This is a genomic window from Gramella jeungdoensis, assembly GCF_023805255.1.
Lineage (GTDB): Bacteria > Bacteroidota > Bacteroidia > Flavobacteriales > Flavobacteriaceae > Christiangramia > Christiangramia jeungdoensis.
The window spans coordinates 690009-711753 of sequence record NZ_JAMSCK010000002.1; the positions used below are offsets into that span (position 1 = coordinate 690009).

The 21745-nt window shown below is 40.0% G+C and carries 25 protein-coding genes; 15 read left to right on the forward strand and 10 right to left on the reverse strand.

What is annotated here, in order from left to right; genetic code table 11:
- The 3 genes from NE848_RS07185 to NE848_RS07195 are packed head-to-tail and all read left to right on the forward strand — an operon-like array spanning position 1 to position 2988.
- On the forward strand, positions 1–933 hold the full coding sequence (locus NE848_RS07185; RefSeq protein ID WP_252111916.1) for a mechanosensitive ion channel family protein: 933 nt from the start codon (positions 1–3) through the stop codon (positions 931–933).
- Complete coding sequence (locus NE848_RS07190; protein WP_252111918.1) at positions 926–1822, forward strand: DUF6268 family outer membrane beta-barrel protein; 897 nt, start codon at positions 926–928, stop codon at positions 1820–1822. Before NE848_RS07185 ends, NE848_RS07190 begins: the two co-directional genes overlap by 8 nt.
- Positions 1822–2988: a sigma-54-dependent transcriptional regulator gene (locus NE848_RS07195; RefSeq protein WP_252111920.1), complete on the forward strand. Its 1167-nt coding sequence runs from the start codon at positions 1822–1824 to the stop codon at positions 2986–2988. The genes NE848_RS07190 and NE848_RS07195 overlap by 1 nt, the downstream gene beginning before the upstream one ends.
- A gap of 29 nt (positions 2989–3017) precedes the next feature.
- Here NE848_RS07195 and NE848_RS07200 read toward each other — a convergent pair whose 3' ends face one another.
- Positions 3018–3626, reverse strand: coding sequence for a hypothetical protein (locus tag NE848_RS07200; RefSeq protein WP_252111922.1), 609 nt, complete (start codon positions 3624–3626; stop codon positions 3018–3020).
- Positions 3627–3702: 76 nt separating this feature from the next.
- Here NE848_RS07200 and NE848_RS07205 point away from each other — a divergent pair, with 76 nt between their 5' ends.
- The 5 genes from NE848_RS07205 (at position 3703) to NE848_RS07225 (ending at position 8327) form a co-directional block, all read left to right on the forward strand.
- On the forward strand, positions 3703–4587 hold the full coding sequence (locus NE848_RS07205) for a PPK2 family polyphosphate kinase (RefSeq protein WP_252111924.1): 885 nt from the start codon (positions 3703–3705) through the stop codon (positions 4585–4587).
- A gap of 58 nt (positions 4588–4645) precedes the next feature.
- Entirely contained in the window at positions 4646–6067 is a 1422-nt protein-coding gene (locus NE848_RS07210) for a M20/M25/M40 family metallo-hydrolase (protein WP_252111926.1), read from the forward strand.
- Positions 6068–6143: 76 nt separating this feature from the next.
- A complete protein-coding gene (locus NE848_RS07215; protein WP_252111928.1) occupies positions 6144–7505 on the forward strand; it encodes an MATE family efflux transporter in 1362 nt (453 codons plus the stop codon).
- Between the two features lie 10 nt (positions 7506–7515).
- Complete coding sequence (locus NE848_RS07220; RefSeq protein ID WP_252111930.1) at positions 7516–7746, forward strand: hypothetical protein; 231 nt, start codon at positions 7516–7518, stop codon at positions 7744–7746.
- Positions 7746–8327 (forward strand): phosphatase PAP2 family protein, encoded by a 582-nt coding sequence (locus tag NE848_RS07225; RefSeq protein ID WP_252111932.1) that lies wholly within the window; start codon positions 7746–7748, stop codon positions 8325–8327. The genes NE848_RS07220 and NE848_RS07225 overlap by 1 nt, the downstream gene beginning before the upstream one ends.
- Here the strand turns inward: NE848_RS07225 and meaB are convergent.
- Positions 8313–9389 (reverse strand): methylmalonyl Co-A mutase-associated GTPase MeaB, encoded by a 1077-nt coding sequence (gene meaB / locus NE848_RS07230; protein WP_252111934.1) that lies wholly within the window; start codon positions 9387–9389, stop codon positions 8313–8315. The two genes, NE848_RS07225 and meaB, sit on opposite strands and share 15 nt — an antisense overlap.
- 100 nt (positions 9390–9489) lie before the next feature.
- Between meaB and NE848_RS07235 the strand changes: the two genes are divergently transcribed.
- The gene (locus NE848_RS07235; protein WP_252111936.1) at positions 9490–9918 is read left to right on the forward strand and encodes an Ohr family peroxiredoxin; all 429 of its coding nucleotides are present in this window, start codon (positions 9490–9492) and stop codon (positions 9916–9918) included.
- Between the two features lie 6 nt (positions 9919–9924).
- Here the strand turns inward: NE848_RS07235 and NE848_RS07240 are convergent, their stop codons facing one another.
- Positions 9925–10515, reverse strand: a complete 591-nt coding sequence (locus NE848_RS07240) for a DUF2911 domain-containing protein (RefSeq protein WP_252111938.1) — start codon at positions 10513–10515, stop codon at positions 9925–9927.
- Between the two features lie 170 nt (positions 10516–10685).
- On the opposite strand from NE848_RS07240, the gene NE848_RS07245 reads away from it, so the two are divergent.
- From NE848_RS07245 to NE848_RS07260, 4 genes are read left to right on the forward strand one after another with little or no spacing between them, the layout of a single operon-like run.
- Positions 10686–11231 (forward strand): RNA polymerase sigma factor, encoded by a 546-nt coding sequence (locus NE848_RS07245; protein WP_252111940.1) that lies wholly within the window; start codon positions 10686–10688, stop codon positions 11229–11231.
- Positions 11215–11826, forward strand: coding sequence for a hypothetical protein (locus NE848_RS07250; protein WP_252111942.1), 612 nt, complete (start codon positions 11215–11217; stop codon positions 11824–11826). Before NE848_RS07245 ends, NE848_RS07250 begins: the two co-directional genes overlap by 17 nt.
- Positions 11807–13192 carry a hypothetical protein gene (locus tag NE848_RS07255; protein WP_252111944.1) on the forward strand — a complete coding sequence of 462 codons (1386 nt, stop codon included), beginning with the start codon at positions 11807–11809 and terminating at the stop codon, positions 13190–13192. Before NE848_RS07250 ends, NE848_RS07255 begins: the two co-directional genes overlap by 20 nt.
- 39 nt (positions 13193–13231) lie before the next feature.
- Positions 13232–13909 carry a peptidoglycan DD-metalloendopeptidase family protein gene (locus NE848_RS07260; RefSeq protein WP_252111946.1) on the forward strand — a complete coding sequence of 226 codons (678 nt, stop codon included), beginning with the start codon at positions 13232–13234 and terminating at the stop codon, positions 13907–13909.
- Between the two features lie 96 nt (positions 13910–14005).
- Here NE848_RS07260 and NE848_RS07265 read toward each other — a convergent pair whose 3' ends face one another.
- The 3 genes from NE848_RS07265 to NE848_RS07275 all read right to left on the reverse strand — a co-directional run bounded on the left by NE848_RS07265 (position 14006) and on the right by NE848_RS07275 (position 15412).
- Entirely contained in the window at positions 14006–14302 is a 297-nt protein-coding gene (locus NE848_RS07265; RefSeq protein WP_252111948.1) for a GIY-YIG nuclease family protein, read from the reverse strand.
- 172 nt (positions 14303–14474) lie between these two features.
- A complete protein-coding gene (locus NE848_RS07270; RefSeq protein WP_252111950.1) occupies positions 14475–14948 on the reverse strand; it encodes a DUF4199 domain-containing protein in 474 nt (157 codons plus the stop codon).
- A 113-nt stretch (positions 14949–15061) separates the two neighbouring features.
- Positions 15062–15412, reverse strand: coding sequence for a DUF6249 domain-containing protein (locus NE848_RS07275; RefSeq protein ID WP_252111952.1), 351 nt, complete (start codon positions 15410–15412; stop codon positions 15062–15064).
- A 138-nt stretch (positions 15413–15550) separates the two neighbouring features.
- On the opposite strand from NE848_RS07275, the gene NE848_RS07280 reads away from it, so the two are divergent.
- Together NE848_RS07280 and NE848_RS07285 are read left to right on the forward strand one after the other, a co-directional pair.
- A complete protein-coding gene (locus tag NE848_RS07280) occupies positions 15551–16138 on the forward strand; it encodes an RNA polymerase sigma factor (RefSeq protein WP_252111954.1) in 588 nt (195 codons plus the stop codon).
- Complete coding sequence (locus NE848_RS07285) at positions 16122–16508, forward strand: hypothetical protein (protein WP_252111956.1); 387 nt, start codon at positions 16122–16124, stop codon at positions 16506–16508. The genes NE848_RS07280 and NE848_RS07285 overlap by 17 nt, the downstream gene beginning before the upstream one ends.
- Positions 16509–16885: 377 nt before the next feature.
- Here NE848_RS07285 and secA read toward each other — a convergent pair whose 3' ends face one another.
- From secA to NE848_RS07305, 4 genes are all read right to left on the reverse strand, one after another.
- On the reverse strand, positions 16886–20242 hold the full coding sequence (gene secA / locus NE848_RS07290; protein WP_252111958.1) for a preprotein translocase subunit SecA: 3357 nt from the start codon (positions 20240–20242) through the stop codon (positions 16886–16888).
- 89 nt (positions 20243–20331) lie between these two features.
- Complete coding sequence (locus NE848_RS07295; protein WP_008272287.1) at positions 20332–20553, reverse strand: DUF2795 domain-containing protein; 222 nt, start codon at positions 20551–20553, stop codon at positions 20332–20334.
- 152 nt (positions 20554–20705) lie between these two features.
- Positions 20706–21278, reverse strand: coding sequence for a cob(I)yrinic acid a,c-diamide adenosyltransferase (locus NE848_RS07300; protein WP_252111960.1), 573 nt, complete (start codon positions 21276–21278; stop codon positions 20706–20708).
- A 283-nt stretch (positions 21279–21561) separates the two neighbouring features.
- Entirely contained in the window at positions 21562–21741 is a 180-nt protein-coding gene (locus NE848_RS07305; protein ID WP_252111962.1) for a hypothetical protein, read from the reverse strand.
- Positions 21742–21745: the final 4 nt, after the last annotated feature.

Genomic DNA, 21745 nt, shown 5'->3' on the forward strand with positions numbered 1-21745 from the left:
ATGCAGGATCAAACAGCTAAAGAAAAGGTTACTGAGGTAATAGAGCAGGATATCTGGGGTCTTATCAAGGAGATCTGGAATGCCGGTTTTAGTTATTCTATAGGTGGAGAAGAAATTAAAATTACTGTAGGCCTGGTTGTTTTAATCATTCTGGCCTTTTTGGTAACCAGTGTTGTTCTAAGGATTGTAAGATCTTTTATCACTTCAAAACTGATGGAAGAAGACAAAATGAAGTTCATAAGTGTCTTCAAATTCATTAAGTATTTTGTGTATGTGGTAGTGATTCTTATCACCTTAAGTTCTACCGGAGTGGATGTCACAATACTTCTAACCGCTTCAGCAGCTTTATTCGTTGGTCTGGGTCTTGCCTTGCAGGAATTATTTCAGGATGTAATAGGAGGAATATTTATAATCCTTGATAAATCCCTTCTCGTAGGTGACGTTATCGAAATGGAAGGCAGGGTAGCAAGGGTATTTGAAATAAAGCTTAGAACCACGCGGGCGCTTACAAGGGATGACAAGGTAATGATCATTCCCAATCACAAATTCATAAGCGATACTGTTTTTAATTATACCCAGAATCATAAAACTACCCGGGAAGTCGTTAAGGTAGGGGTCTCTTATGGGAGTGATGTTGAGAAAGTGAGAGAAGTCTTGCTTGAATGTGCACGTGAGCAAAAGGGCATACTTAAAAAGCCTGAACCATTTATTTTATTTGAAGATTTTGGAGATTCAGCCTTACTTTTCGGGCTTCATTTTTATGTTTCCGACAGTTTTGTAGATCCTAAAGTAAAAAGTGAATTAAGGTTTAAGATCAATAATAAGTTCAGATTGAACAATATCACCATACCTTTCCCACAAAGGGATGTGCATATGTTCTATCCGGCTAACAATACCAATTCTAATGAATTAACCGATGACCAGGATGCGTAAACTGATATTAACGGGATTAATTCTTTTTGTTGGATTAATAGCATCTGCTCAGAATACCGATCTGGCCAGACTGGAATACACCTATTTTCCACAGAAGAATTCTGATAACTCCTTTCGCAGGTTTAGAACCTCCCTTGCTTTTCCCATCAGGCTGAAAAATGAAGGTTCGTACCTTGTGCCGGGCCTTGAATACAGGAATGTGCATTTTAAATATAATGATCCGGAGGATTTTAATACCAAGGTACTGGACAGATTTCAGTCTTTCACTACAACGCTTGGTTATACATTTAAAATAGATGATGCCTGGCGGTTCGGGGCGCAGGGAGGACTTAAAATTGCCTCGAATTTCTCAAGGAATAAAATATTGAATGATGATCTCATATATACGGGGACATTATTCTTTATGAAAACCTGGGAAAATGAAGATGAAGTGGATACGAAAAGGCTAATCCTGGGGCTTCAGTATTCAACCACTACCGGGTTCCCATTTCCGTTACCTATTTTGAATTATTATAAGCGATGGGATGAAAACTGGTCTTACATGGTTGGTACCCCAAAATCCAATATAAAGTATTATTTTAACAATAAACATAGTCTGGAAGCATTTGCAATGCTGGATGGATTTTTTGCTAATGTTCAGAAAAATTTTGATGCGACCCCTTCAGGTTCGGTTGCCGATGAACTGGCGGAAAGTATTTCGATGACCGTATTACTGAGCGGACTGGAATACCAGTATAAGATCACTGAACATCTTAAGTTTTACGTTTATGCTGGACACACTATATTAAATGATATCAGGCTGCGTGATGCTGATAAGAATGACGTTTATACAATTAATGAGACTAATACTTATTACGCTCGCAGCGGATTAAAATTTTCAATATTCTGATGGCAAAAATATTATTAATAGAAGACGAGGCAGCTATACGAAGGGTTCTGAATAAAATTCTTACTGAAGAAAGTAAGGATTATGAAGTTACGGAAGCCGAGGATGGTCTTGAAGGAATGGAACTGGTTAAGAATGAGGATTTTGATCTTATTCTTTGCGATATAAAAATGCCAAAAATGGATGGTGTTGAGGTTCTGGAAGCGGTTAAAAAGGTAAAACCTGAGGTTCCGGTAGTGATGATCTCCGGCCACGGTGATCTGGACACTGCAGTGAACACCATGAAATTGGGAGCATTCGATTATATCTCCAAACCACCAGACCTTAACAGGCTTCTTAATACGGTTCGTAACGCTCTGGACAGAAAGGAGTTGGTAGTAGAAAATACCAGGCTTAAGAAGAAGGTGAGTAAGAACTACCAGATGATCGGTGAGTCAGACGCAATCAAAAGGATCAAGGAGATGATCGAGAAGGTGGCGCATACTGATGCACGTGTACTTATTACCGGCCCGAATGGTACGGGGAAGGAGCTTGTTGCCCACTGGCTGCATCAGAAGAGCGATCGTTCCAAGGGGCCTATGGTAGAGGTTAACTGTGCAGCGATCCCTTCCGAACTTATAGAAAGTGAGTTGTTTGGGCATGTTAAAGGTGCTTTTACTTCAGCAAATAAAGACAGGGCAGGAAAATTTGAGGCTGCGAACAAAGGCACGATATTCCTGGATGAGATTGGAGATATGAGCCTTTCGGCACAGGCCAAGGTGCTTCGTGCGCTTCAGGAAAACAAAATTTCGCGGGTGGGTAGTGATAAGGATATTAAGATAGATGTACGTGTTATCGCGGCTACCAATAAAGACCTTAAAAAGGAGATAGAGGAAAACAATTTCCGGGAAGACCTTTATCACCGGCTTGCGGTAATTTTAATAGAAGTACCTCCATTAAAGGAAAGAAAAGAAGATATTCCGCTGTTGGTGGATTACTTTAGTGAAAAGATCGCACAGGAACAGGGAACTAATAAAAAGGAGTTTACTAAAGAAGCCATTAACGTTCTGAAAGAAAATGAATGGCGTGGAAACATCCGTGAATTACGAAACGTGGTAGAACGTCTTATCATCCTTGGAGGAAAAGAAATAACCGATGAAGACGTTAAGTTATTTGGCAGTCGTTTTTAAATGATTGTCAATGATGGAAGCTTAGATGCTTAGACATCAGCAGGCCTTTTATTCTTTTTAGGGTCGTATTTTAAGAAATACATGGTGTCTCCGCTGGGATGGTCCCATTCATGGAATAATTCGAATCCAACCCTTTGGTAGACAATAGAATTAGTCCTGCCACGGGTTTCAGCGTAAAGAGTAAGGCCTGTATCATGGGAAATTCTGAAAAACTCATCTTTCATTTCCTTTCCAACCTGGGTTTCGGCTCCGCGATACTCTTTTAAAATTCCCCAGAACCAGCAATAAAGATATTCACCCTGCTGTGGTCTCTGGTTCTTTATATAATTCTGGGTTTTGATAATGTTGAACGCATTTTTAATCCCGGTAACATTTACCACTAAACCAAGTTGCGTCCACAGGTCTTTCCAGATATTATTGTCCTTTTTACTGGTCTTAAATAGAATTGCGATTCCCTGACCATTTTTTGAAACTATCAAAGCATCTTTTTCAATGGCTTTTTCAACCATATGGTTAGCGAGGTAACGGAATCGACGATCACGGTTTCCCCCTTTTCTAACCACATCCATGGAGGAAGGGATTTCTTTTAACAAGGTGGTGACCTTATCTATAATCTCTTGTTTTTCCAGTTTATCCAAGGTGAATTATTTGTGTACGAAGATAAAAAAATTAAATCTCTTAAAGGTTGTATATTTAATGGCAAAGCCTAAAAAAATGCACAGCAAAGACCTTCAGGACCTTAAAGTGAGATCCAGAATATCACTCTCTGGTATAAAAACTTCTCTGGACCTTGGAATGAATGAAGAAGAGCTTGAAAACAAACTCAAAGAAACCAGGGAAAAGCTGGGCGACTGGCAGGATACTTTGTATGCTTATGGCAAATACTCTGTACTTATTTGTTTACAGGGAATGGATACGGCTGGTAAGGATAGTCTTATTCGTGAAGTATTTAAAGATTTTAATAGCAGGGGAGTAGTTGTGCATAGTTTTAAAGTGCCTACTGAAAGAGAACTTAAACATGATTTTCTCTGGAGACATTATATTGCTTTACCTGAACGTGGTAAGTTTGGGGTTTTTAACCGAACGCACTATGAAAATGTACTGGTTACGAGGGTTCATCCTGGATATATTCTGAACGAGAATTTGCCAAATGTAAACAGTGTTGAGGATATAAACGAAAGATTCTGGGAGCATCGCTTTGAACAGATCAGAAATTTTGAGAAACATCTCGCACAGAATGGAACCATAATTTTTAAATTCTTTCTCCATATTTCAAAAGAAGAGCAGCGGCAACGGCTTTTAAGAAGACTTGATAAGCCAAATAAGAACTGGAAATTCTCTCCCGGCGACCTGAAAGAGCGAAAACTGTGGGAAGAATATCAACATTGTTATGAGGATGCCATAAACAGAACTTCTACAGAAAATGCTCCATGGTATGTTATTCCATCTGATGATAAATCGATGGCCCGGTATTTGGTTGCAAAGATACTTTATGATGAACTAAGCAGTTACAGAGAGGTGAAGGAGCCGGAATTAGCTCAGGAGATTCGCAAGAATATTGATGAATATCGTCAACAACTCAACGAAGAAAAGAATTAAAAGTATAGTTCGTATAAATGAAATTTTTGCTGTTATTTAGCACCCAAATTTGTATTCTATGAAGTCATATTTTATTGCCCTTATTTTACTGTTTACAGGTATCTCGGTTTCAGCACAGGATCAGTATATAAACGATTCCCTGAATATCCGCAAGATCTACGATATGTCTCTTCTTAATGGTAAGAGTTATGCATGGCTGGATCATTTATCCAATGAGATTGGAGGCAGGTTATCGGGTTCTTACAATGCGCAACAGGCCGTAGAATATACCAAAGCTGAAATGGAGAAGCTTGGTTTGGATAAGGTATGGCTTCAACCTGTGATGGTTCCTAAATGGACCAGGGGAGAAAGGGAGTTTGCTTACGTGCAAACAGGTCCGGGCTCAACGCGAAACGTAAATATTACGGCTCTTGGAGGTTCGGTCGCTACTCCCGCCGGAGGGACCAAAGCCCAGGTGATAGAAGTACAGGGACTGGAACAACTGGCCGAATACGGCCGTGAAAATATAGAAGGAAAGATTGTCTTTTATAACCGCCCGATGCGGGCCGATCTGATCCATACTTTTGAAGCTTATGGAGGCTGTGTAGATCAGCGTTATTCCGGAGCTAAGGAAGCGGCAAAATATGGTGCAGTTGGTGTGATCGTGAGATCAATGAATCTTAGGCTTGATGATTTTCCACATACTGGTTCCATGAGTTATGGAGATACCCCGGTAGATAAGAGAATACCTGCGGCTGCTATCTCAACCAACGATGCTGAATATTTAAGCAGCATCTTGAAAATTCAGAAAGACCTTGAACTTTATTTTAAGCTCAACTGTGAGCAGCATGAAGATGTGCAGTCTTATAATGTAATAGGAGAGATCACCGGTTCAGAATATCCTGATGAGATAATGGTTGTTGGTGGGCACCTGGATTCCTGGGACCTGGGCGATGGCGCACATGATGATGGGGCCGGAGTTGTACAATCTATGGAAGTGCTTCGCCTGTTTAAGGAAACTGGCTATACTCCAAAGCGAACAATTAGAGTGGTTCTTTTTATGAATGAGGAGAATGGTCTTCGCGGTGGTAATAAATATGCAGCCGTTGCGAAGGAAAAAAATGAAGACCACGTTTTTGCCCTGGAGAGTGATTCCGGAGGCTTTACCCCACGAGGCTTTAGTATTACGGCTAATGACACTCAGTTCAACAAGATCCTTTCATGGAAAGAGCTTTTTAAACCTTACCTGATACATTATTTTGAGAGAGGTGGCGGTGGCGCCGATATAGGCCCGCTTAAAGGAGGAGATATCGTTCTTGCCGGGTTAAGACCCGACTCCCAGCGTTATTTCGATTATCACCACGCTTCCAATGACACTTTTGAGCAGGTGAATAAACGTGAGCTGGAACTTGGAGCAGCCACCATGGCTTCATTGATGTACCTGGTTGATAAATATGGGCTGGAAAATATCAGTAATGATATGGTTGAAATGCCCGACTAGTTCTCCTTAAAGAAATTTAGTTTATCCCTTTAAAAGATAAGTAAAGCGGCTACCTTTGCAATCCTAAATTTTAGTTTTGCAGCTATCGGCCTATACCAAAGAATTCGGTAAAAATCTTAATATAGCCTATCCCGTGATGCTTGGCCAGTTAGGTCACGTTATGGTGGGACTGGTGGATAATCTGATGATCGGTAGGCTTGGTGCCGCTCCACTGGCCGCAGTTTCGTTGGGGAATGCCCTCGTTTTTATTGCCATGTCTCTGGGTATTGGCTTTTCCTTTGCCATCACTCCTCTCATAGCCGAGGCCGATGGAGCTGAGGATATTGAAGGAGGGAGAAGCTTTTTTCACCACGGTCTTATTCTAAGCACCCTCAACGGCATTTTTCTGTTCATAGTTCTCCTTATTGCAAAACCTGTACTTTATTATATGGATCAGCCACCTGAAGTGGTGGAGCTAGCCATACCTTATTTGAATATAGTCGCGTTTTCCATGCTACCCCTAATGGCATTTCAGGCATTTAAGCAATTTGCCGATGGACTTTCGCAAACGCGCTACGCCATGTATGCTACTTTACTGGCTAATGTGGTAAATGTGGTGTTCAACTATTTACTCATCTATGGAATATGGATCTTTCCAAGGCTCGAACTTGTGGGTGCGGCCTGGGGAACACTGATCTCAAGATTTTTTATGCTTTGGTTTGTTTGGGAAATACTTCGCAGAAAATCCAAGTTTGTTGAATATTTCAAATGGTCTAAAAAGGAAATGCTGAAATGGGATATTTTCAAACGACTCCTGTCTTTAGGTTTTCCCACCGCATTACAAATGTTTTTTGAAGTGGCTATTTTCACGGCGACCGTTTTCCTCGCGGGAACCCTTGGAACCAATCCCCAGGCGGCGAATCAGATCGCGCTTAACCTTTCTTCCATGACCTTTATGATAGCCGTTGGTCTTGGTGTTACGGCAACGATTAGAGTGGGGAACCAGGTGGGACTAAAGGCATACAGGGAACTTCGAAGAATCAGTTTTTCGATCTTTCTGCTCGTGTTTTTCATAATGGGCATTTTTGCTATTCTTTTCATATTGCTCAATGATATTCTGCCAGGCTTTTACATTGATAATTTTGAGGTGGTGAGCCTTGCCGCACAGCTACTTCTTGTAGCGGCTGTTTTTCAGTTAAGCGATGGAATGCAGGTGGTGATCCTCGGTGCTTTGAGAGGACTTCAGGATGTGAAACTTCCCACACTTATTTGCTTTATCGCTTACTGGATTATTGGTTTTCCTGTAAGTTTCTATTTTGGTCAGCCTGAAAGAATGGGTAGTATGGGAATCTGGTTTGGTTTACTTGCCGGCTTGACATCCTCGGCATTATTACTATATTTCCGTTTTAATTACTTAACTAAAAAGCTTATTCATTTAAAAGAGAGTTTAAAAGTTTAAAATATATTATATGGAGCTTCCAAGATTTATACTGGGTGATAATACCGATTTTCCCGATTCCATTTTTGTGATACATACCGAATATCCTCGATTCATTATCGATCTGAAGAACGATGAGGTGGAATGGCTGGAAGATTTTGACAAGGAAGACGAAAAGGAACTTAGCAGCGAAGCTGAAGGCCTCATCACCCAGGCGAATGAGTTCTACGATCGAGAAGTTGCCCGATACGAAGACGAATAATGGAGAAACTGGCCGAATTAGACAGGGAACTTTTTCTATTTCTGAACAATCTGGGTTCAGAACAGTGGGACTGGCTGTGGCTCGCGATCAGTGATAAGTGGATGGCTATTCCGCTCTATGCAATATTGCTTTTTTTTATCTTTAAAAAGTTCGGATTAAAGCCAACTCTCATCACTCTGGTTGTGATAGCACTTCTAATTACGGCCACCGATCAGTTGGCGAATCTATTCAAACATGGATTTGAAAGACCACGGCCATGCCGGCAGGAAGGTGTAATGGAATATGCCCGGTTTATTGCCGTAAGATGTGGCCGATTCGGATATTTCTCTGCTCACGCTGCCAACTCCATGGGTGTAGCGGTATTTTTAAGTCTTCTATTTCAGAAACATTATCCAAAACTTTTCGTATTTCTCCTGTTTTGGGCTGCCATAGTCTCATATAGCAGAATCTATCTCGGGGTGCATTACCCGGGAGATATTATCACAGGAATGGTGATAGGTGGAATATTTGGTTTCGGGTTTTACAGGTTAAGACAATTCCTCGTGGCGAAAATACTTAAAGAACAATCAGGCCAGGCTTAATAGGTGTTTGGCCGCGGCAAATGCTGTGGTCTTATTATCTTCTATTAGTTGCAATTGCTCTTTTAAAGCGGTTTTTACTTTAGGATCATCATAGAATCTGCTTTTCAGGTATTCATTTACGGTCTGATACAGCCAGAATTTATTTTGTTCCTGCCGGTTATGCTGAAAGAAACTATTATTTTCAACCTTTTCCTTAAACTCTGATATCATTTCCCAGACATCTGAAACCCCTTCATTATATAGTGCACTACAGAGTTTTACTTTGGGTTTCCACTCGCTTTCCTTTGGAGGATATAGTTGAAGGGCCCTGTTGAATTCGAGTTTTGCCTCTCTGGCATGTTTTTGATTATCACCATCGGCCTTATTGATCACGATCGCATCTGCCATTTCCACTATCCCACGTTTTATTCCCTGCAATTCGTCACCAGCCCCGGCCAGCTTTAACAACAGGAAGAAATCGGTCATGCTATGTACAGTGGTTTCACTTTGGCCAACCCCAACCGTTTCGATCAGGATTACATCAAATCCGGCGGCTTCACATAGAATGATGCTTTCCCGGGTCTTTCTTGCGACGCCACCCAAAGATTCACCGCTGGGGGAAGGTCGTATAAAGGCGTTTTTTTCCTTTACAAGGTTTTCCATTCTGGTTTTGTCACCAAGGATACTACCATGAGAAACCGAACTACTGGGGTCTACTGCGAGAACTGCCACTTTTTTTCCCTGCTGGATAAGATATGAGCCAAAACTTTCAATAAAGGTGCTTTTACCTACTCCCGGTACTCCTGTAATTCCGATTCGTATCGATTTATGGGCGTATGGCAATGCTCCTTCAATAAGGTATTCAGCCTGCTTCTGATGTGTTTTCTGATTGCTTTCTATAAGGGTGATCCCTCTGCCCAGGGCAGTCTTGTTTCCCTTAAGCAGTTCTTCTAGAAGTTCTTTTTCAGAAAATTTATTCTTTCTGAAACTCCTTATTCTCTTTGCAGATTCAGAACTCACGCTCTTTGAAGAGGGATTGCTTTCAGACTCACTTAAAGCCGATTTTTGATTTTCGTTATTCAAAATTGAGCGGAATGTTTATGACAAATTTATGAATTAAGGTCAAGGGTGTTTTTAATTATGTATATTGAGTTCAACTAAATTACTTAAATTATTTCACGCAATGAAAAACCTGTATAAAACTGCCGTTACTACGAAAGGAGCAAGAGATGGTCGCACAACCAGCGACGATGGCATTCTTAATATCAAGCAATCAACCCCAAAAAGTATGGGTGGTGAAGGTGGAAATTATACCAATCCGGAACAATTATTCGGTGCAGCATATTCGGCCTGCTTTGGAGCAGCGCTTGAAGCAGCTGCAAAAAACCATAATGCCGATCTCGGGGATTACAGCGTAACCGCAATTGTAAAATTAGGCTTGACCGAAGATGAAGACCTTCAGCTTTCGGTAATATTAGATTGTTATATTCCAGGAGTGGATGTTGAAACCGGAGAAACACTGGTTAATGAAGCCCATGAAATATGTCCGTACTCCAGGGCGACAAGAGACAATATTGACGTTACACTAAATTTGCTGCTGGAAGAAGATTAAAAAAGATCAATTATTCACTGAAGAGGTGCCTGTAGGTGCCTCTTCTTGTTTTATAGGAACACTAACGCTGGTATTATCCCAGGCAAATACAAGATTGACAAAATCTCCCGATTCTTCAAAAAGTATCGTGAACTGTTCCAGGTTGGTTGGGAGTTCTTTTACTGGCCTTTCTAGTACAAGCTCATCAAATTTAGGATTTCGGTAGGCTTCCTTATCAAGATTTATTCCCCAGGGATACATTTTTGAATTGAAGATCACCTTCCAGCTATCCTTCATAGGAATCGTCCATAAAGTATATTTTCCGGCTTTCAGCAAACTTCCATCAACCAGTATATCCTGGTTAGTATTAAAAGTAGTGGCCTCATTGGCCCCCGTACGCCATACTTCGTTGTAGGGTACCAGTCCACCGAATATTTTACGCTCTTTCTTATAAGGGCGATTGTAGAAGACCTTAAGTTCAAGATCATTTTTCTGATAGGTCACCGTATCTTCAGGACTATGGGCTTTAGTGGTATACCTGAGAATAAGGATAAGCCCAATTCCAAGGAACAGAATTGCTCCCACTATCTTTAAGCCTGTTTTTAAACTTTTGTTCATAGCGTTTCCTTTATAAAGAAAAGCTTTTCAAAAATTCAGCCATAAACTTCTCTGTTTGAGTACTAAAAATAAGAATAATGAAGGAATTTGAATTTTTTTTCGGAATTTTTGCAACGCGGGGCTTTTTGTCTCGTCATTAAAGTGAACTAACCCATCAAAAACTGATTAAATTGATACAGCATAAGCTAATAGAAGCTTGTAAACAGAACAGCCGGAGGGCCCAGCTCAAGCTGTATAACAAATATTGCGACGGGATGTATTACGTGGCCTTAAGATTTATGAAAGATACGATGGAGGCTGAAGATGCGATGCAGGAAGCTTTTATAAAGGCTTTTACCAAGATACATCAGTTTAACGGAGAGGTAACCTTTGGGGCCTGGTTAAAAAGGATCGTCATCAATAAATGTTTGGATAAGCTAAAAGCAAAAAAACTTGAACTGGTAGCGATTAATGAACAGGTTCTGGGAACCGTGGAAGAGGAAGATAACTGGCAGGTGGAAGACGGAATTGGAGTGGAAGAAGTGAAAAAAGAGATAGAGAATCTGCCTGAAAAATATAAATACCCGCTGATGTTGTACCTCATAGAAGGATATGATCACGAAGAGATCAGCGAAATACTGGGAATAACCCAGGTAGCATCCAGAACATTGGTACACAGAGGCAAGAAAAAATTACAGGACGAACTAAAAACTATGAGCAATGGGACAGGATATTAGAGAAATGTTCCGCAACCAGGAACATATAGGAAAAGAAAAACTGAACAAGGGGCATCAAAGGAGATTTGAGGCCAGGCTGGATGAGGCATTTCCGGTTCAGAAAAAGAAAAGCAGTTATTATCAGGTCCTTCAGATCGCAGCCTTGTTTGTGGTGGCCCTTGGAGTTGGAGCTTTCTTCTACTTCAATAATCAAGAGGTGCCTGTTGAAGAGAACAACCAGATCGTGGAGACTCCGGTTAAAGAAGAAGCTGATGAGGAAACAAAAACTACCGAGTATAGACTTAGTGATGTTTCTCCTGAATTCAAAAAGATAGAAGATTACTATATGGCGAGTGTGAATATTCAGCTTGCCAAGCTGGATATGACTCCAGAGAATAAAGAACTTATAGATGCATTTATGAATAAACTGGAAACCCTGGATGAAGAATATATAGCGCTGAATGCTGAAATCCAGGAGACCGGTCTCAATGAAGAAACAGTGGAGGCTATGATCGCGAACTTACAGCTAAGACTGGATCTTCTTAAAAAGTTGAAAGTCAAATTAAATGAAATTAAACAATCAAAAAACAACAAAAATGAAAACTATCAGGCTTAAATATATAATGCTTTGCCTGCTGTTCATCACAGCAGGAGGTTTTGCCCAGACCAAAAAACTGAACAAAAATTACAAGACATCGGCAGATGTGAATGTAGAGATAGATTCCCGGCATACTAATATCATCATAGAGAACTGGGATAAGAATGAGGTTGAGATTCAGGCTTACCTCGAAGGAGATACCGGCAACAAAGAGGAGACACAAAAACTTCTGGATGCCTGGAACCTTGAAACTTCTTCCAACCCTGGAATGGTAAGGATAAAATCGGGTGGCGGTATGAGCATGAATGTAGATATTGACATGGCACGTTTGGAGGGTTCATTATCTAAGTTACCTGAGATCATGGAGCCTTTAATGAATAACCTTGTAGGCCCCATTTTATCAAATATTGCAGAAAATCCACTTCCTCCTGAATTTGCGGATAATATGAGAGAAATGAAATTCGATTATGAGGCATATAAAAAGGATGGGGATAAATACTTAGAGAAATGGGAAGCCAATTTTGAGAAGAAATTCGGAAAGGAATTCGAGGCCAAAATGGAAAAATGGGCCGAAGAAATGGAAAAGAATTCCGAAAAGTATGAAAAGGAATATGAAGCCAAAATGGAAGTCTGGGCAAAAGATTTTGAAAAGGATATGGAAGCCTGGGGCGAAGAATTCGGAAAGAAAATGGAAGCTTGGGGCGAACAGTTTGGTAAACAATTCGAAGCCAGTATGGAGAATGGAAACAAAGTGTTTATTTATGAAGGTGGAAAAACCATTAACTCTAAAAAGACCATTAAACTAAAGGTTCCTAAAGACGCTAAACTTCACCTTAATGTTCGCCACGGAGAGCTTAAACTGGGAAGTACCATAAAAAACCTGAAGGCCGATCTGTCTCACAGTCGGCTTTCAGCTAACCGTCTAACTGGGAAGAACACGAATGTAAAAGTAGCCTATTCACCAGTAAATATTGGCTATTGGGATTACGGGGTTCTTTCAACCGAATTCGTTCAGAACTGTAGTATAGATAAGGCGGTAAGTATAAAACTGAATTCAAATTCCAGTGATATCAGGATCAAGGAGCTTCAGAAAACAGGAGTGCTTAGCGGATCTTTTGGTAAGCTTGATATAGATGATCTTGGAGCCGGTTTTGAAACTCTTAATATAACTCTGGAGAACAGTGATCTTAAGCTCAATGTGCCAGAGACCGCTTTCAATTTTACCTTTAACGGAATGCAGAGCTCTATCAAATATCCTGATAATATGAAACTTAAATCCACCAAGTCTTATGATAATGAGATCCTGAATGGTTATAACAAGTCAAGGGATGGTAGTGGAAATATTTCAATTAAAGCAAATTTCAGCGATGTATTGATAAATTAAATCCTAGCGATTACATTTGGCTTCCTTAAGTTGAATGAGATGCAGGATTTTGCTGAATTTGTAAATGAACTAACCTCCGGTTTCACACCGGTAATAGGTGGGGATTATAAGCATGATGACTATACTTATATAGATCTTTCGGAAAATAATCGGGAATTATTGAAACTTGAAGTTGCTTCTTCGGAAGCATTTTCTGCTTTTATCTTCGAATTCCTGAAGAATAAGAATGCAAAAGCGGCTTATGGCGGTTATAATGAACTTAGGACCTTATACAACCGGAGTGAACTTTTCAATAATAGAGAGGCTAACAGGAATATTCATATTGGCCTGGATATCTGGGTACCGGCCTTCTCCGAAATTATTAGTCCGTTAGATGGTAAAGTTCATAGTTTTAAAGACAATGCTAATTTTGGAGATTACGGCCCCACGCTGATCCTTGAGCATTCTGTACAAGGTCGAAAATTCTATACTTTATACGGACATTTAAGCAGGAGATCTTTGAAAGGACTTAAGGAAGGTGACCAAATAAAAGTTGGTGACAAGATCGCTGAGCTGGGTGATTTTGATGAAAATGGAGATTATGCACCACACCTTCACTTCCAGGTGATTGAAGATCTGAATGGAAATATTGGGGATTTCCCTGGTGTTATAAAAAAAGAGGACCTGGACAATTTTTTAAAGAACTGCCCGGATCCTAATTTGCTTTTGAAAATTTAGATTCCTTTCAGTGACTAAAATTGCGATCAAGTAGATTTAGTTCAAAGTCATTTCGAAGGAGCAAAGCGACTGAGAAATCTGAACCAAGGAATCTCCTTATAAAATATCCTTTTCTAAAAACTCCCAGTCAGGATTGAAGTCCTGAATTAATTTTACTTTTTTCTCCCTTCTCCATTTTTTGATGGTCTTCTCCCTTAAAATTGCTTCGGAAGGATTTTCAAATTTTTCGTAGTACACAAGGTGAAAACAATTGTATTTCCCAGCAAAAGACTTTTTAGTATTCTTACTTTCCTGAAAATGCTGGTCTATTCGACATGAAAGATTATTGGTGATGCCAATATAAAGCACGGTCTTTTGAATATTCGTGGTTATATAGACAAAATATTCTTTCATAAGTTAGATTTCTCCCTACGGTCGAAATGACTTCTGGAGTATAATTTATTTCTTTTTAAGTCATTTCGATAGAGCGAAGCGACTGAGAAATCTCTATACAGTTTTTTATAAATATAGAGCATTAGGTGCATCCACAGATTTCTCCCTACGGTCGAAATGACTTTACAAATTTTTATTTTCTTCTAACAAAAAGAGCTACTATCGCTGAGGTCACGACGCCAGCAACCAGTGCAAAGAAAAAGGACTGCAGCATATAGGATTTCAGGTTAAAATAGGCTTCCGCATTTTCCCTGGTATTTCCATTTAGAACAGAATTTTCTATTGCATTCTCGAAATAATCAGGAGTGATAAATTCATGTGTGATATACTGCGCTAAAGGTGAGAGTATGGCTACCACTACACTAATAATGATCCCGGAAACAAATCCCTGCGTCCAGGTCATCTTATCATTATAGAAATTCTTTCTTTTATCGAGGAGTGCAAAAACATAAAGTATAATGGCAACAATAGCGAAAAGGTTGGTATAAATGGCATGTACAGCGATGTTCTCATCATGCCATCCCAGACCTTTTTCGAGGAACATCCAGAGTAGTGAAACGATACTAAAGATGACTCCCCATTTGATTTCTATAGAGAATTTTTTCATTGAAACGTTTGATTGGTTACAATGTTAAAATTAGTAAAATTCCATTACTGACAATCAGAAATAAAAAATCCCGAATGGAACATTCGGGATGTGATGATATTTTTGAATAGAACCTATGCGTCTTCGTTCAACTTTTTGGTGGCAAAGTAGCCGGCAAATAAACCTAAGCCTGCCAATAGGAAAATAGTTCCAGGATAAGCTACATCCTCGTCTACTCCCATATTATAACTTAGCAGGTTGGCGATAAAGATTCCCAGGCCAATACCTACTAAAAGCAATGCCAGGTTGATCACTATAACTTTCCAGATTGGAGTTACACTTTTCTTTTTGCTGTAAAATATACTTGCATCTGCTCCTTTTTCAATAAGTGCAAGACGCTCGCGGTTTCTGGCCGAAATGTATAAGTAGAACATCCCGAATATAACCCCGAAAATGATTGGCATAATAATTACTTCTGATCCCATGATTTCTAGTTTTTAATGTGAAAATAAATGTTCGTTTGCTATTAGGACGCCACGATTTCATATCCGGTTACAAAAAAGTGTAAATTTATTTGAAAATATTTTGTAACCGATGATCTAAAATGATCGTCACATGGAATAATGAACAAGTGCACTGACCAACAACTGATCGATAAGATCCTTTCCGGGGATAGCTCTGCTTTTGGAGAGCTGGTAGATCGTTATCAGAATTTTGTGTTCACTATTGCCATCAGAATGCTCAAAGTAACCGAGGAAGCCGAGGAAGTGGCTCAGGATAGTTTTATAAAGGCCTTCGATTCATTGTCAGGTTTTAGAGGTGAGGCTAAATTTTCAACCTGGTTATACAGGATAGTTTACCATAAGGCACTGGATAGAATAAAAAAGAATAAGAGGGAGCAGACCTATGAGATTATTGAAGAGATAACAGATGATAGCCTGGACCATATAGAAAATGGACTGGAATATATGCTTTCGGAAGAAAGAAGCCAGGTGATCAACAACTGTATTAAAATGTTGCCGGAAGAAGAGGCTGCTATAATAAGTTTATATTATTTTGAAGAGCAATCGGTAAAGGAGATAGCGGAGGTGACAAATTTGACCGAAGACAATATTAAAATTAAATTGTACCGTAGCCGGAAAAAACTGTTTTCTTTACTGGAAGGCTACATCAAACCAGAAATATCAGATAGAAATGGAAAAGCAATTTAACAGAGAGGAAGAACTGATGAAGAGGTTGCTGAATGAAGCGGGAACTGAAACGCCTTCAGCAGATTTCAAAAAAAGGATAATGATGGCTGTGGAAAACAGGAATGTTACTGTCAAGCCTTATCAGCCACTTATCCCGAAATTCATGTGGTACATAGTTGCAGCATGTATGGTATCTGCGGTTGCCGGACTATATGCAATGTATGCTGATATTTCATTAAGCTGGTCTTTTGATCTTAAAATTCCACAGTATTTAGATATGCCCAGGATAGATCTTTCCAGAACCATGCAGTATGCGATTGCCTTTGTAGCTCTGTTCTTTTTGGAAATCCCTTTTCTTAAGAGGTTTGTGGACAGGCAGTATTCATTATAGTAATATCGCAACTTAGCCTGTTTTGAGTGTAGGCGATAAGCTCGAGGTAATTTTATTTGTATATGAGTAGTTATCAATTACCAATAAACAATGATCAATTATTGTTTTGATGTTCATTGTGGGTGAAGGCGAAGCAATCTATATATTTTAATTGGTAAAGATGCTGAAACAAGTTCAGCATGACGAAATATCTATGATTGAAATATTATAAAAAAATCCTGAAGTTTTAACTTCAGGATTTTTAATTTCGTCTAACGTCTAACGTCTAACGTCTAACGTCTAACGTCTAACGTCTAACGTCTAACGTCTAACGTCTAACGTCTAACGTCTAACGTCTAACGTCTAACGTCTAACGTCTAACGTCTAACGTCTAACGTCTATTCATCAACAAGCACCCAGTCTCCTTTATCAAGAAGCGGAATAGCCTGTTTGTATTTCATGGTTTTGTTCTCGCCACTCATTACATTCTTGATGGTCACTTTATCGTTCCTTCCAATTTTAGGACGTTCACGAACAATAGTCTCAGTGACTTCCTGCTGCTTCTGAGTGTTCCCTGCTGCACGGCTTTGGGCCGCTCTTTCATCCAGGTTAGGGATCTCTTCTTTTTTAGTTTCAACCTTTTCCTTCTGTCTGGTCTGGCGGGCTTCATGTATGCTTGGCGCACCGGCAGAAGGGATCTCTCCTTTGAAAAGGAAGGATATCACATCGTGGTTCACATTTTCAAGCATTGCCTTGAAGAGTTCAAAAGCCTCGAACTTATAGATAAGAAGAGGGTCTTTTTGCTCATGCACGGCAAGCTGAACACTCTGTTTTAACTCATCCATCTTACGAAGGTGGGTCTTCCAGGCATCATCGATAATTGCAAGGGTAATGTTCTTCTCAAAATCCTTGATCAGCTGTTTACCTTCACTTTCGTATGCCTTTTCAAGGTTGGTAACCACCTGAAGCGTCTTATTTCCGTCAGTAAAAGGAACTGATATTCTTTCGAAATTATTTCTTTCGTCCTCAAAAACCTGCTTGATCACCGGATAGGCCCTTTCGGCATTATTGGCCATTTTATCATCATAATGCTTATAAGCGGCTTTATAAACTTCACCTGCAAGCTTCTGAGAATTCATTTTTTTGAATTCTTCTTCATTTACCGGCGAACTCATAGAGAAGTTCCTGATAAGTTCAAATTCAAAGTTCTTAAAGTCTTCTGCTGCCTTGTTAGTTTCTGTAACAGACTCTGCAATGTCGAAGATCATATTCGCGAGATCTACTCTCAATCTTTCTCCGAAAAGTGCATGGTAACGACGCTTGTAAATTACTTCACGCTGGGCGTTCATTACGTCATCATATTCAAGCAGTCTTTTACGAACTCCAAAGTTGTTCTCCTCAACTTTTTTCTGTGCTCGCTCAATAGACTTGGAAATCATGGAATGCTGAATTACTTCACCTTCTTCAAGTCCCATGCGGTCCATCAGTTTTGCGATTCTTTCAGAACCGAACAAACGCATCAGGTTATCTTCCAGAGAAACATAGAACTGTGAGCTTCCCGGGTCTCCCTGACGTCCGGCACGACCTCTTAACTGTCTGTCTACACGCCTCGAGTCATGTCTTTCGGTACCAATTATGGCAAGACCACCGGCCTCCTTTACTTCAGGGCTTAATTTAATATCGGTACCACGACCGGCCATGTTTGTTGCGATGGTAACTACACCCGCATTTCCAGCTTCCGCGACAATATCGGCTTCTTTCTTGTGGAGTTTCGCGTTAAGTACATTGTGTGGTACATTCCTGAGTTTCAACATGCGGCTTAACAATTCCGAAATCTCAACCGATGTAGTACCAATAAGAACCGGTCTTCCTGCTCTGGAAAGATCGGTCACATGATCGATTACCGCGTTATATTTTTCACGTTTGGTCTTGTAAACCAAATCTTCTTTGTCGTCTCTTGCAATTGGACGGTTAGTTGGAATTTCAACCACATCCAGTTTATAGATTTCCCAGAATTCTCCGGCTTCGGTTACCGCTGTACCCGTCATACCCGATAGTTTGCGATACATTCTGAAGTAATTCTGAAGTGTAACGGTCGCAAAAGTCTGGGTAGCATCCTCAATTTTCACATTCTCTTTGGCTTCGATCGCCTGGTGAAGTCCGTCACTATATCGACGGCCTTCCATGATACGTCCAGTCTGCTCATCAACAATTTTAACTTTATTGTCGATCACCACATATTCCGTATCCTTTTCAAATAGGGTATAGGCTTTTAGTAATTGCCTAAGGGTATGTATTCTTTCACTCTTAACGCTATAATCGCGGTAAAGCTCTTCTTTCTTTTCGGCTTCTTCTTCCTTTGATAGACCTTCCTTTTCGATCTTTGCGATCTCCATCCCGATCTCGGGCATTACAAAGAAGTTAGGGTCGTCCTTTCCTGAAAGGTATTCAATTCCTTTATCGGTGAGATCTATCTGATTGGTCTTTTCATCAATCGTGAAATACAGCTCTGCATCAACCTTCGGCATTTCGCGATTGTTATCCTGCATGTAATAGTTCTCGGTCTTTTGAAGCAGCTGTTTTACACCTTCCTCACTCAGGAATTTAATTAAAGCTTTATTCTTTGGCAGACCACGATAAACTCTAAGCAACTGGAAACCTCCCTCTTTGGAATCTCCTTCTTTGATGAGTTTTTTGGCATCTGCCAGAACCTTGGTAAGGTATTTACGCTGAACCTCTACGATATTGGCGATTGCAGGTTTCAGTTCCATGAACTCATGGGTGTCACCCTTTGGTACAGGACCTGAAATAATAAGCGGAGTACGGGCGTCATCGATCAGTACCGAATCCACCTCATCCACTATCGCATAATTATGAGGTCTTTGAACAAGATCATCGGGAGCATGAGACATGTTATCCCTCAGATAGTCAAAACCAAATTCATTGTTGGTTCCGTAGGTAATATCGGCATTATATGCTTTTCTACGCGCGGCAGAATTAGGCCTGTGATAATCTATACAATCAACACTTAATCCATGGAATTCAAAAATTGGTGCCATCCACGCGCTGTCACGCTTGGCCAGGTAATCGTTTACCGTTACAAGGTGAACACCACGCCCGGTAAGGGCATTAAGATAAACAGGAAGAGTTGCAACTAAGGTTTTACCTTCACCCGTTTGCATCTCGGCGATCTTACCCTGGTGCATGGCCACACCCCCAATAAGCTGAACATCATAATGGATCATATCCCAGGTGACCGGTTTACCGGCAGCATCCCAGGAATTACTCCAGATCGCATGTTCATCTTCGAGTGTGACATAATCTTTTTCAGCAGAAATCTCTCGGTCGAATGCAGAAGCTTTTACTTTCAGTTCAGTGTTGTGAACAAAACGTTTTGCAGTTTCTTTCACCACCGCGAAGGCTTCCGGAAGTATTTCGTTAAGGATGCCTTCTGAAATTTCATAAGACTTATCCTTTAAGGAGTCGACTTCAGCATAGATATCTTCCTTTCGAGTGATATCATCAATCTCATCGGCCTCTTTATTTAAACTTTCAATCTTATCTTTTACTTCTTTTGTCGCTTCGGTAATTTTAGCTCTGAATTCGGAAGTTTTAGCACGAAGTTCATCCAGGCTCAGGGCTTCCATTTCTGGTTCAAGAGCCTTGATCTTATCTACTATAGGTTGTATTTCCTTTACATCTTTCTTCGACTTATCACCTACGAAAGCTTTTAATACAGAATCTAAAAAACTCATATTGGTTTTTTTGTTTAAGGGGGTTCAAATTTAAGCAAAAAAAAAGCCTCATGAATGAGACTTTTCCCTATTTTTTGCGTGTTGTCAATTTAATATTCATCCTCATTCCAGAGGTAATCTTCATCGGTTGGATAATCAGGCCAGATTTCCTCAATAGAATCATAAGAGTCTCCCTCGTCTTCAATGGCCTGCAGATTTTCCACAACCTCAAGCGGAGCTCCGGTTCTAATTGCGTAGTCTATTAACTCGTCTTTGGTGGCCGGCCAGGGGGCATCACTTAAATAGGATGCTAATTCTAAAGTCCAATACATTGATTAATCGGGTTTTAAATTTTGGCAAAAATAATTTTTTTGCCGTAATAGCCAAGAAAAAAATCTATTATTTCAACAATAATATTAAGAACGTAATAATTTCTTTAATTCTTTGCAAGTATCACAAAGGATATTTCAAAATTAAATTGGATTCAGGATTTTTTTGGAATCCACTGAATTTCTTCAGCCTGTAGTTGTTTAGACAACATCCGTGCCAGCACAAATAGATAGTCTGAAAGCCGGTTTAGATAGACAAGGACCTTATCGTCAAAGGCCTCTATGTCATATAAAGCACTGGAGAGTCTTTCAGCGCGACGGCATACACAGCGTGTTATGTGACAGAATGACACGCTTTGGTGCCCCCCGGGCAAGATGAAGTGTGTCATTTCGGGTAGATCATCGTTCATACGGTCTATTTCTTTTTCCAGTTTTTCGATATCTTCTTGAGATATCTTGGGTATATTAAGCCTTTCCTTTCCGTTTTTAAGGGTGGCTTTTTCAGGATCAGTTGCCAGAACTGAACCAATGGTAAATAATCTATCCTGTATTTCGGTGAGAAATTCTTTTGTGTCATTGTCGGTATCCTGGTCACGGAGAAGCCCAATATATGAATTAAGCTCGTCTACGGTGCCATAACTTTCTATTCTTATGTGGTGCTTGGGTACACGAGTTCCTCCAAATAGAGAGGTAGTTCCCTTGTCACCGGTTTTGGTGTAAATTTTCATGTTTCAGCGTTTGTGCTAAAATACGAAGTTTGAATCGGAATATTGGATTGTTGGATCTTTGGATCTTTGGATCTTTGGATTTCTGGATTTCTGGATTTCTGGATTTCTGGAATTTTGAATTTTGAATTTTGAATTTTGAATTTTGAAAAGAAACTTTCCAAGTTAAGACATAATTTTTAACTTCTCACAACTCACAACTCACAACTCACAACTCACAACTCACAACTCACAACTCACAACTCACAACTCACAACTCACAACGGTTCTTCCGATACCTTTGAAATTAGTGGAGCCCGGAATTAGCCTCGTTTTCCTGTTTTCTTTCGAAGTATCTTCTTCTGAAGTTTCTGTTTTTCCTGTCTTTTCTCAGTTTTTTAGCCCTGCGGGAACTCCACAGAAAATAGGCAAGAAATACGGCAATAATGGCAAGATAAATCCAGGTTTCCTGGTCTAAATCGATCATTGTA

Coding starts and splice junctions, on each gene's coding strand:
- NE848_RS07300 (WP_252111960.1), bottom strand. CDS start 21,278: ATGAAAATTTACACCAAAACCGGTGACAAGGGAACTACCTCTCTATTT.
- NE848_RS07270 (WP_252111950.1), bottom strand. CDS start 14,948: ATGAAAAAATTCTCTATAGAAATCAAATGGGGAGTCATCTTTAGTATC.
- NE848_RS07210 (WP_252111926.1), top strand. CDS start 4,646: ATGAAGTCATATTTTATTGCCCTTATTTTACTGTTTACAGGTATCTCG.
- NE848_RS07265 (WP_252111948.1), bottom strand. CDS start 14,302: ATGAAAGAATATTTTGTCTATATAACCACGAATATTCAAAAGACCGTG.
- NE848_RS07235 (WP_252111936.1), top strand. CDS start 9,490: ATGAAAAACCTGTATAAAACTGCCGTTACTACGAAAGGAGCAAGAGAT.
- secA (WP_252111958.1), bottom strand. CDS start 20,242: ATGAGTTTTTTAGATTCTGTATTAAAAGCTTTCGTAGGTGATAAGTCG.
- NE848_RS07240 (WP_252111938.1), bottom strand. CDS start 10,515: ATGAACAAAAGTTTAAAAACAGGCTTAAAGATAGTGGGAGCAATTCTG.
- NE848_RS07195 (WP_252111920.1), top strand. CDS start 1,822: ATGGCAAAAATATTATTAATAGAAGACGAGGCAGCTATACGAAGGGTT.
- NE848_RS07280 (WP_252111954.1), top strand. CDS start 15,551: ATGAACAAGTGCACTGACCAACAACTGATCGATAAGATCCTTTCCGGG.
- NE848_RS07220 (WP_252111930.1), top strand. CDS start 7,516: ATGGAGCTTCCAAGATTTATACTGGGTGATAATACCGATTTTCCCGAT.
- NE848_RS07250 (WP_252111942.1), top strand. CDS start 11,215: ATGGGACAGGATATTAGAGAAATGTTCCGCAACCAGGAACATATAGGA.
- NE848_RS07260 (WP_252111946.1), top strand. CDS start 13,232: ATGCAGGATTTTGCTGAATTTGTAAATGAACTAACCTCCGGTTTCACA.
- NE848_RS07275 (WP_252111952.1), bottom strand. CDS start 15,412: ATGGGATCAGAAGTAATTATTATGCCAATCATTTTCGGGGTTATATTC.
- NE848_RS07295 (WP_008272287.1), bottom strand. CDS start 20,553: ATGTATTGGACTTTAGAATTAGCATCCTATTTAAGTGATGCCCCCTGG.
- NE848_RS07285 (WP_252111956.1), top strand. CDS start 16,122: ATGGAAAAGCAATTTAACAGAGAGGAAGAACTGATGAAGAGGTTGCTG.
- NE848_RS07190 (WP_252111918.1), top strand. CDS start 926: ATGCGTAAACTGATATTAACGGGATTAATTCTTTTTGTTGGATTAATA.
- NE848_RS07185 (WP_252111916.1), top strand. CDS start 1: ATGCAGGATCAAACAGCTAAAGAAAAGGTTACTGAGGTAATAGAGCAG.
- NE848_RS07225 (WP_252111932.1), top strand. CDS start 7,746: ATGGAGAAACTGGCCGAATTAGACAGGGAACTTTTTCTATTTCTGAAC.
- NE848_RS07205 (WP_252111924.1), top strand. CDS start 3,703: ATGCACAGCAAAGACCTTCAGGACCTTAAAGTGAGATCCAGAATATCA.
- NE848_RS07305 (WP_252111962.1), bottom strand. CDS start 21,741: ATGATCGATTTAGACCAGGAAACCTGGATTTATCTTGCCATTATTGCC.
- NE848_RS07255 (WP_252111944.1), top strand. CDS start 11,807: ATGAAAACTATCAGGCTTAAATATATAATGCTTTGCCTGCTGTTCATC.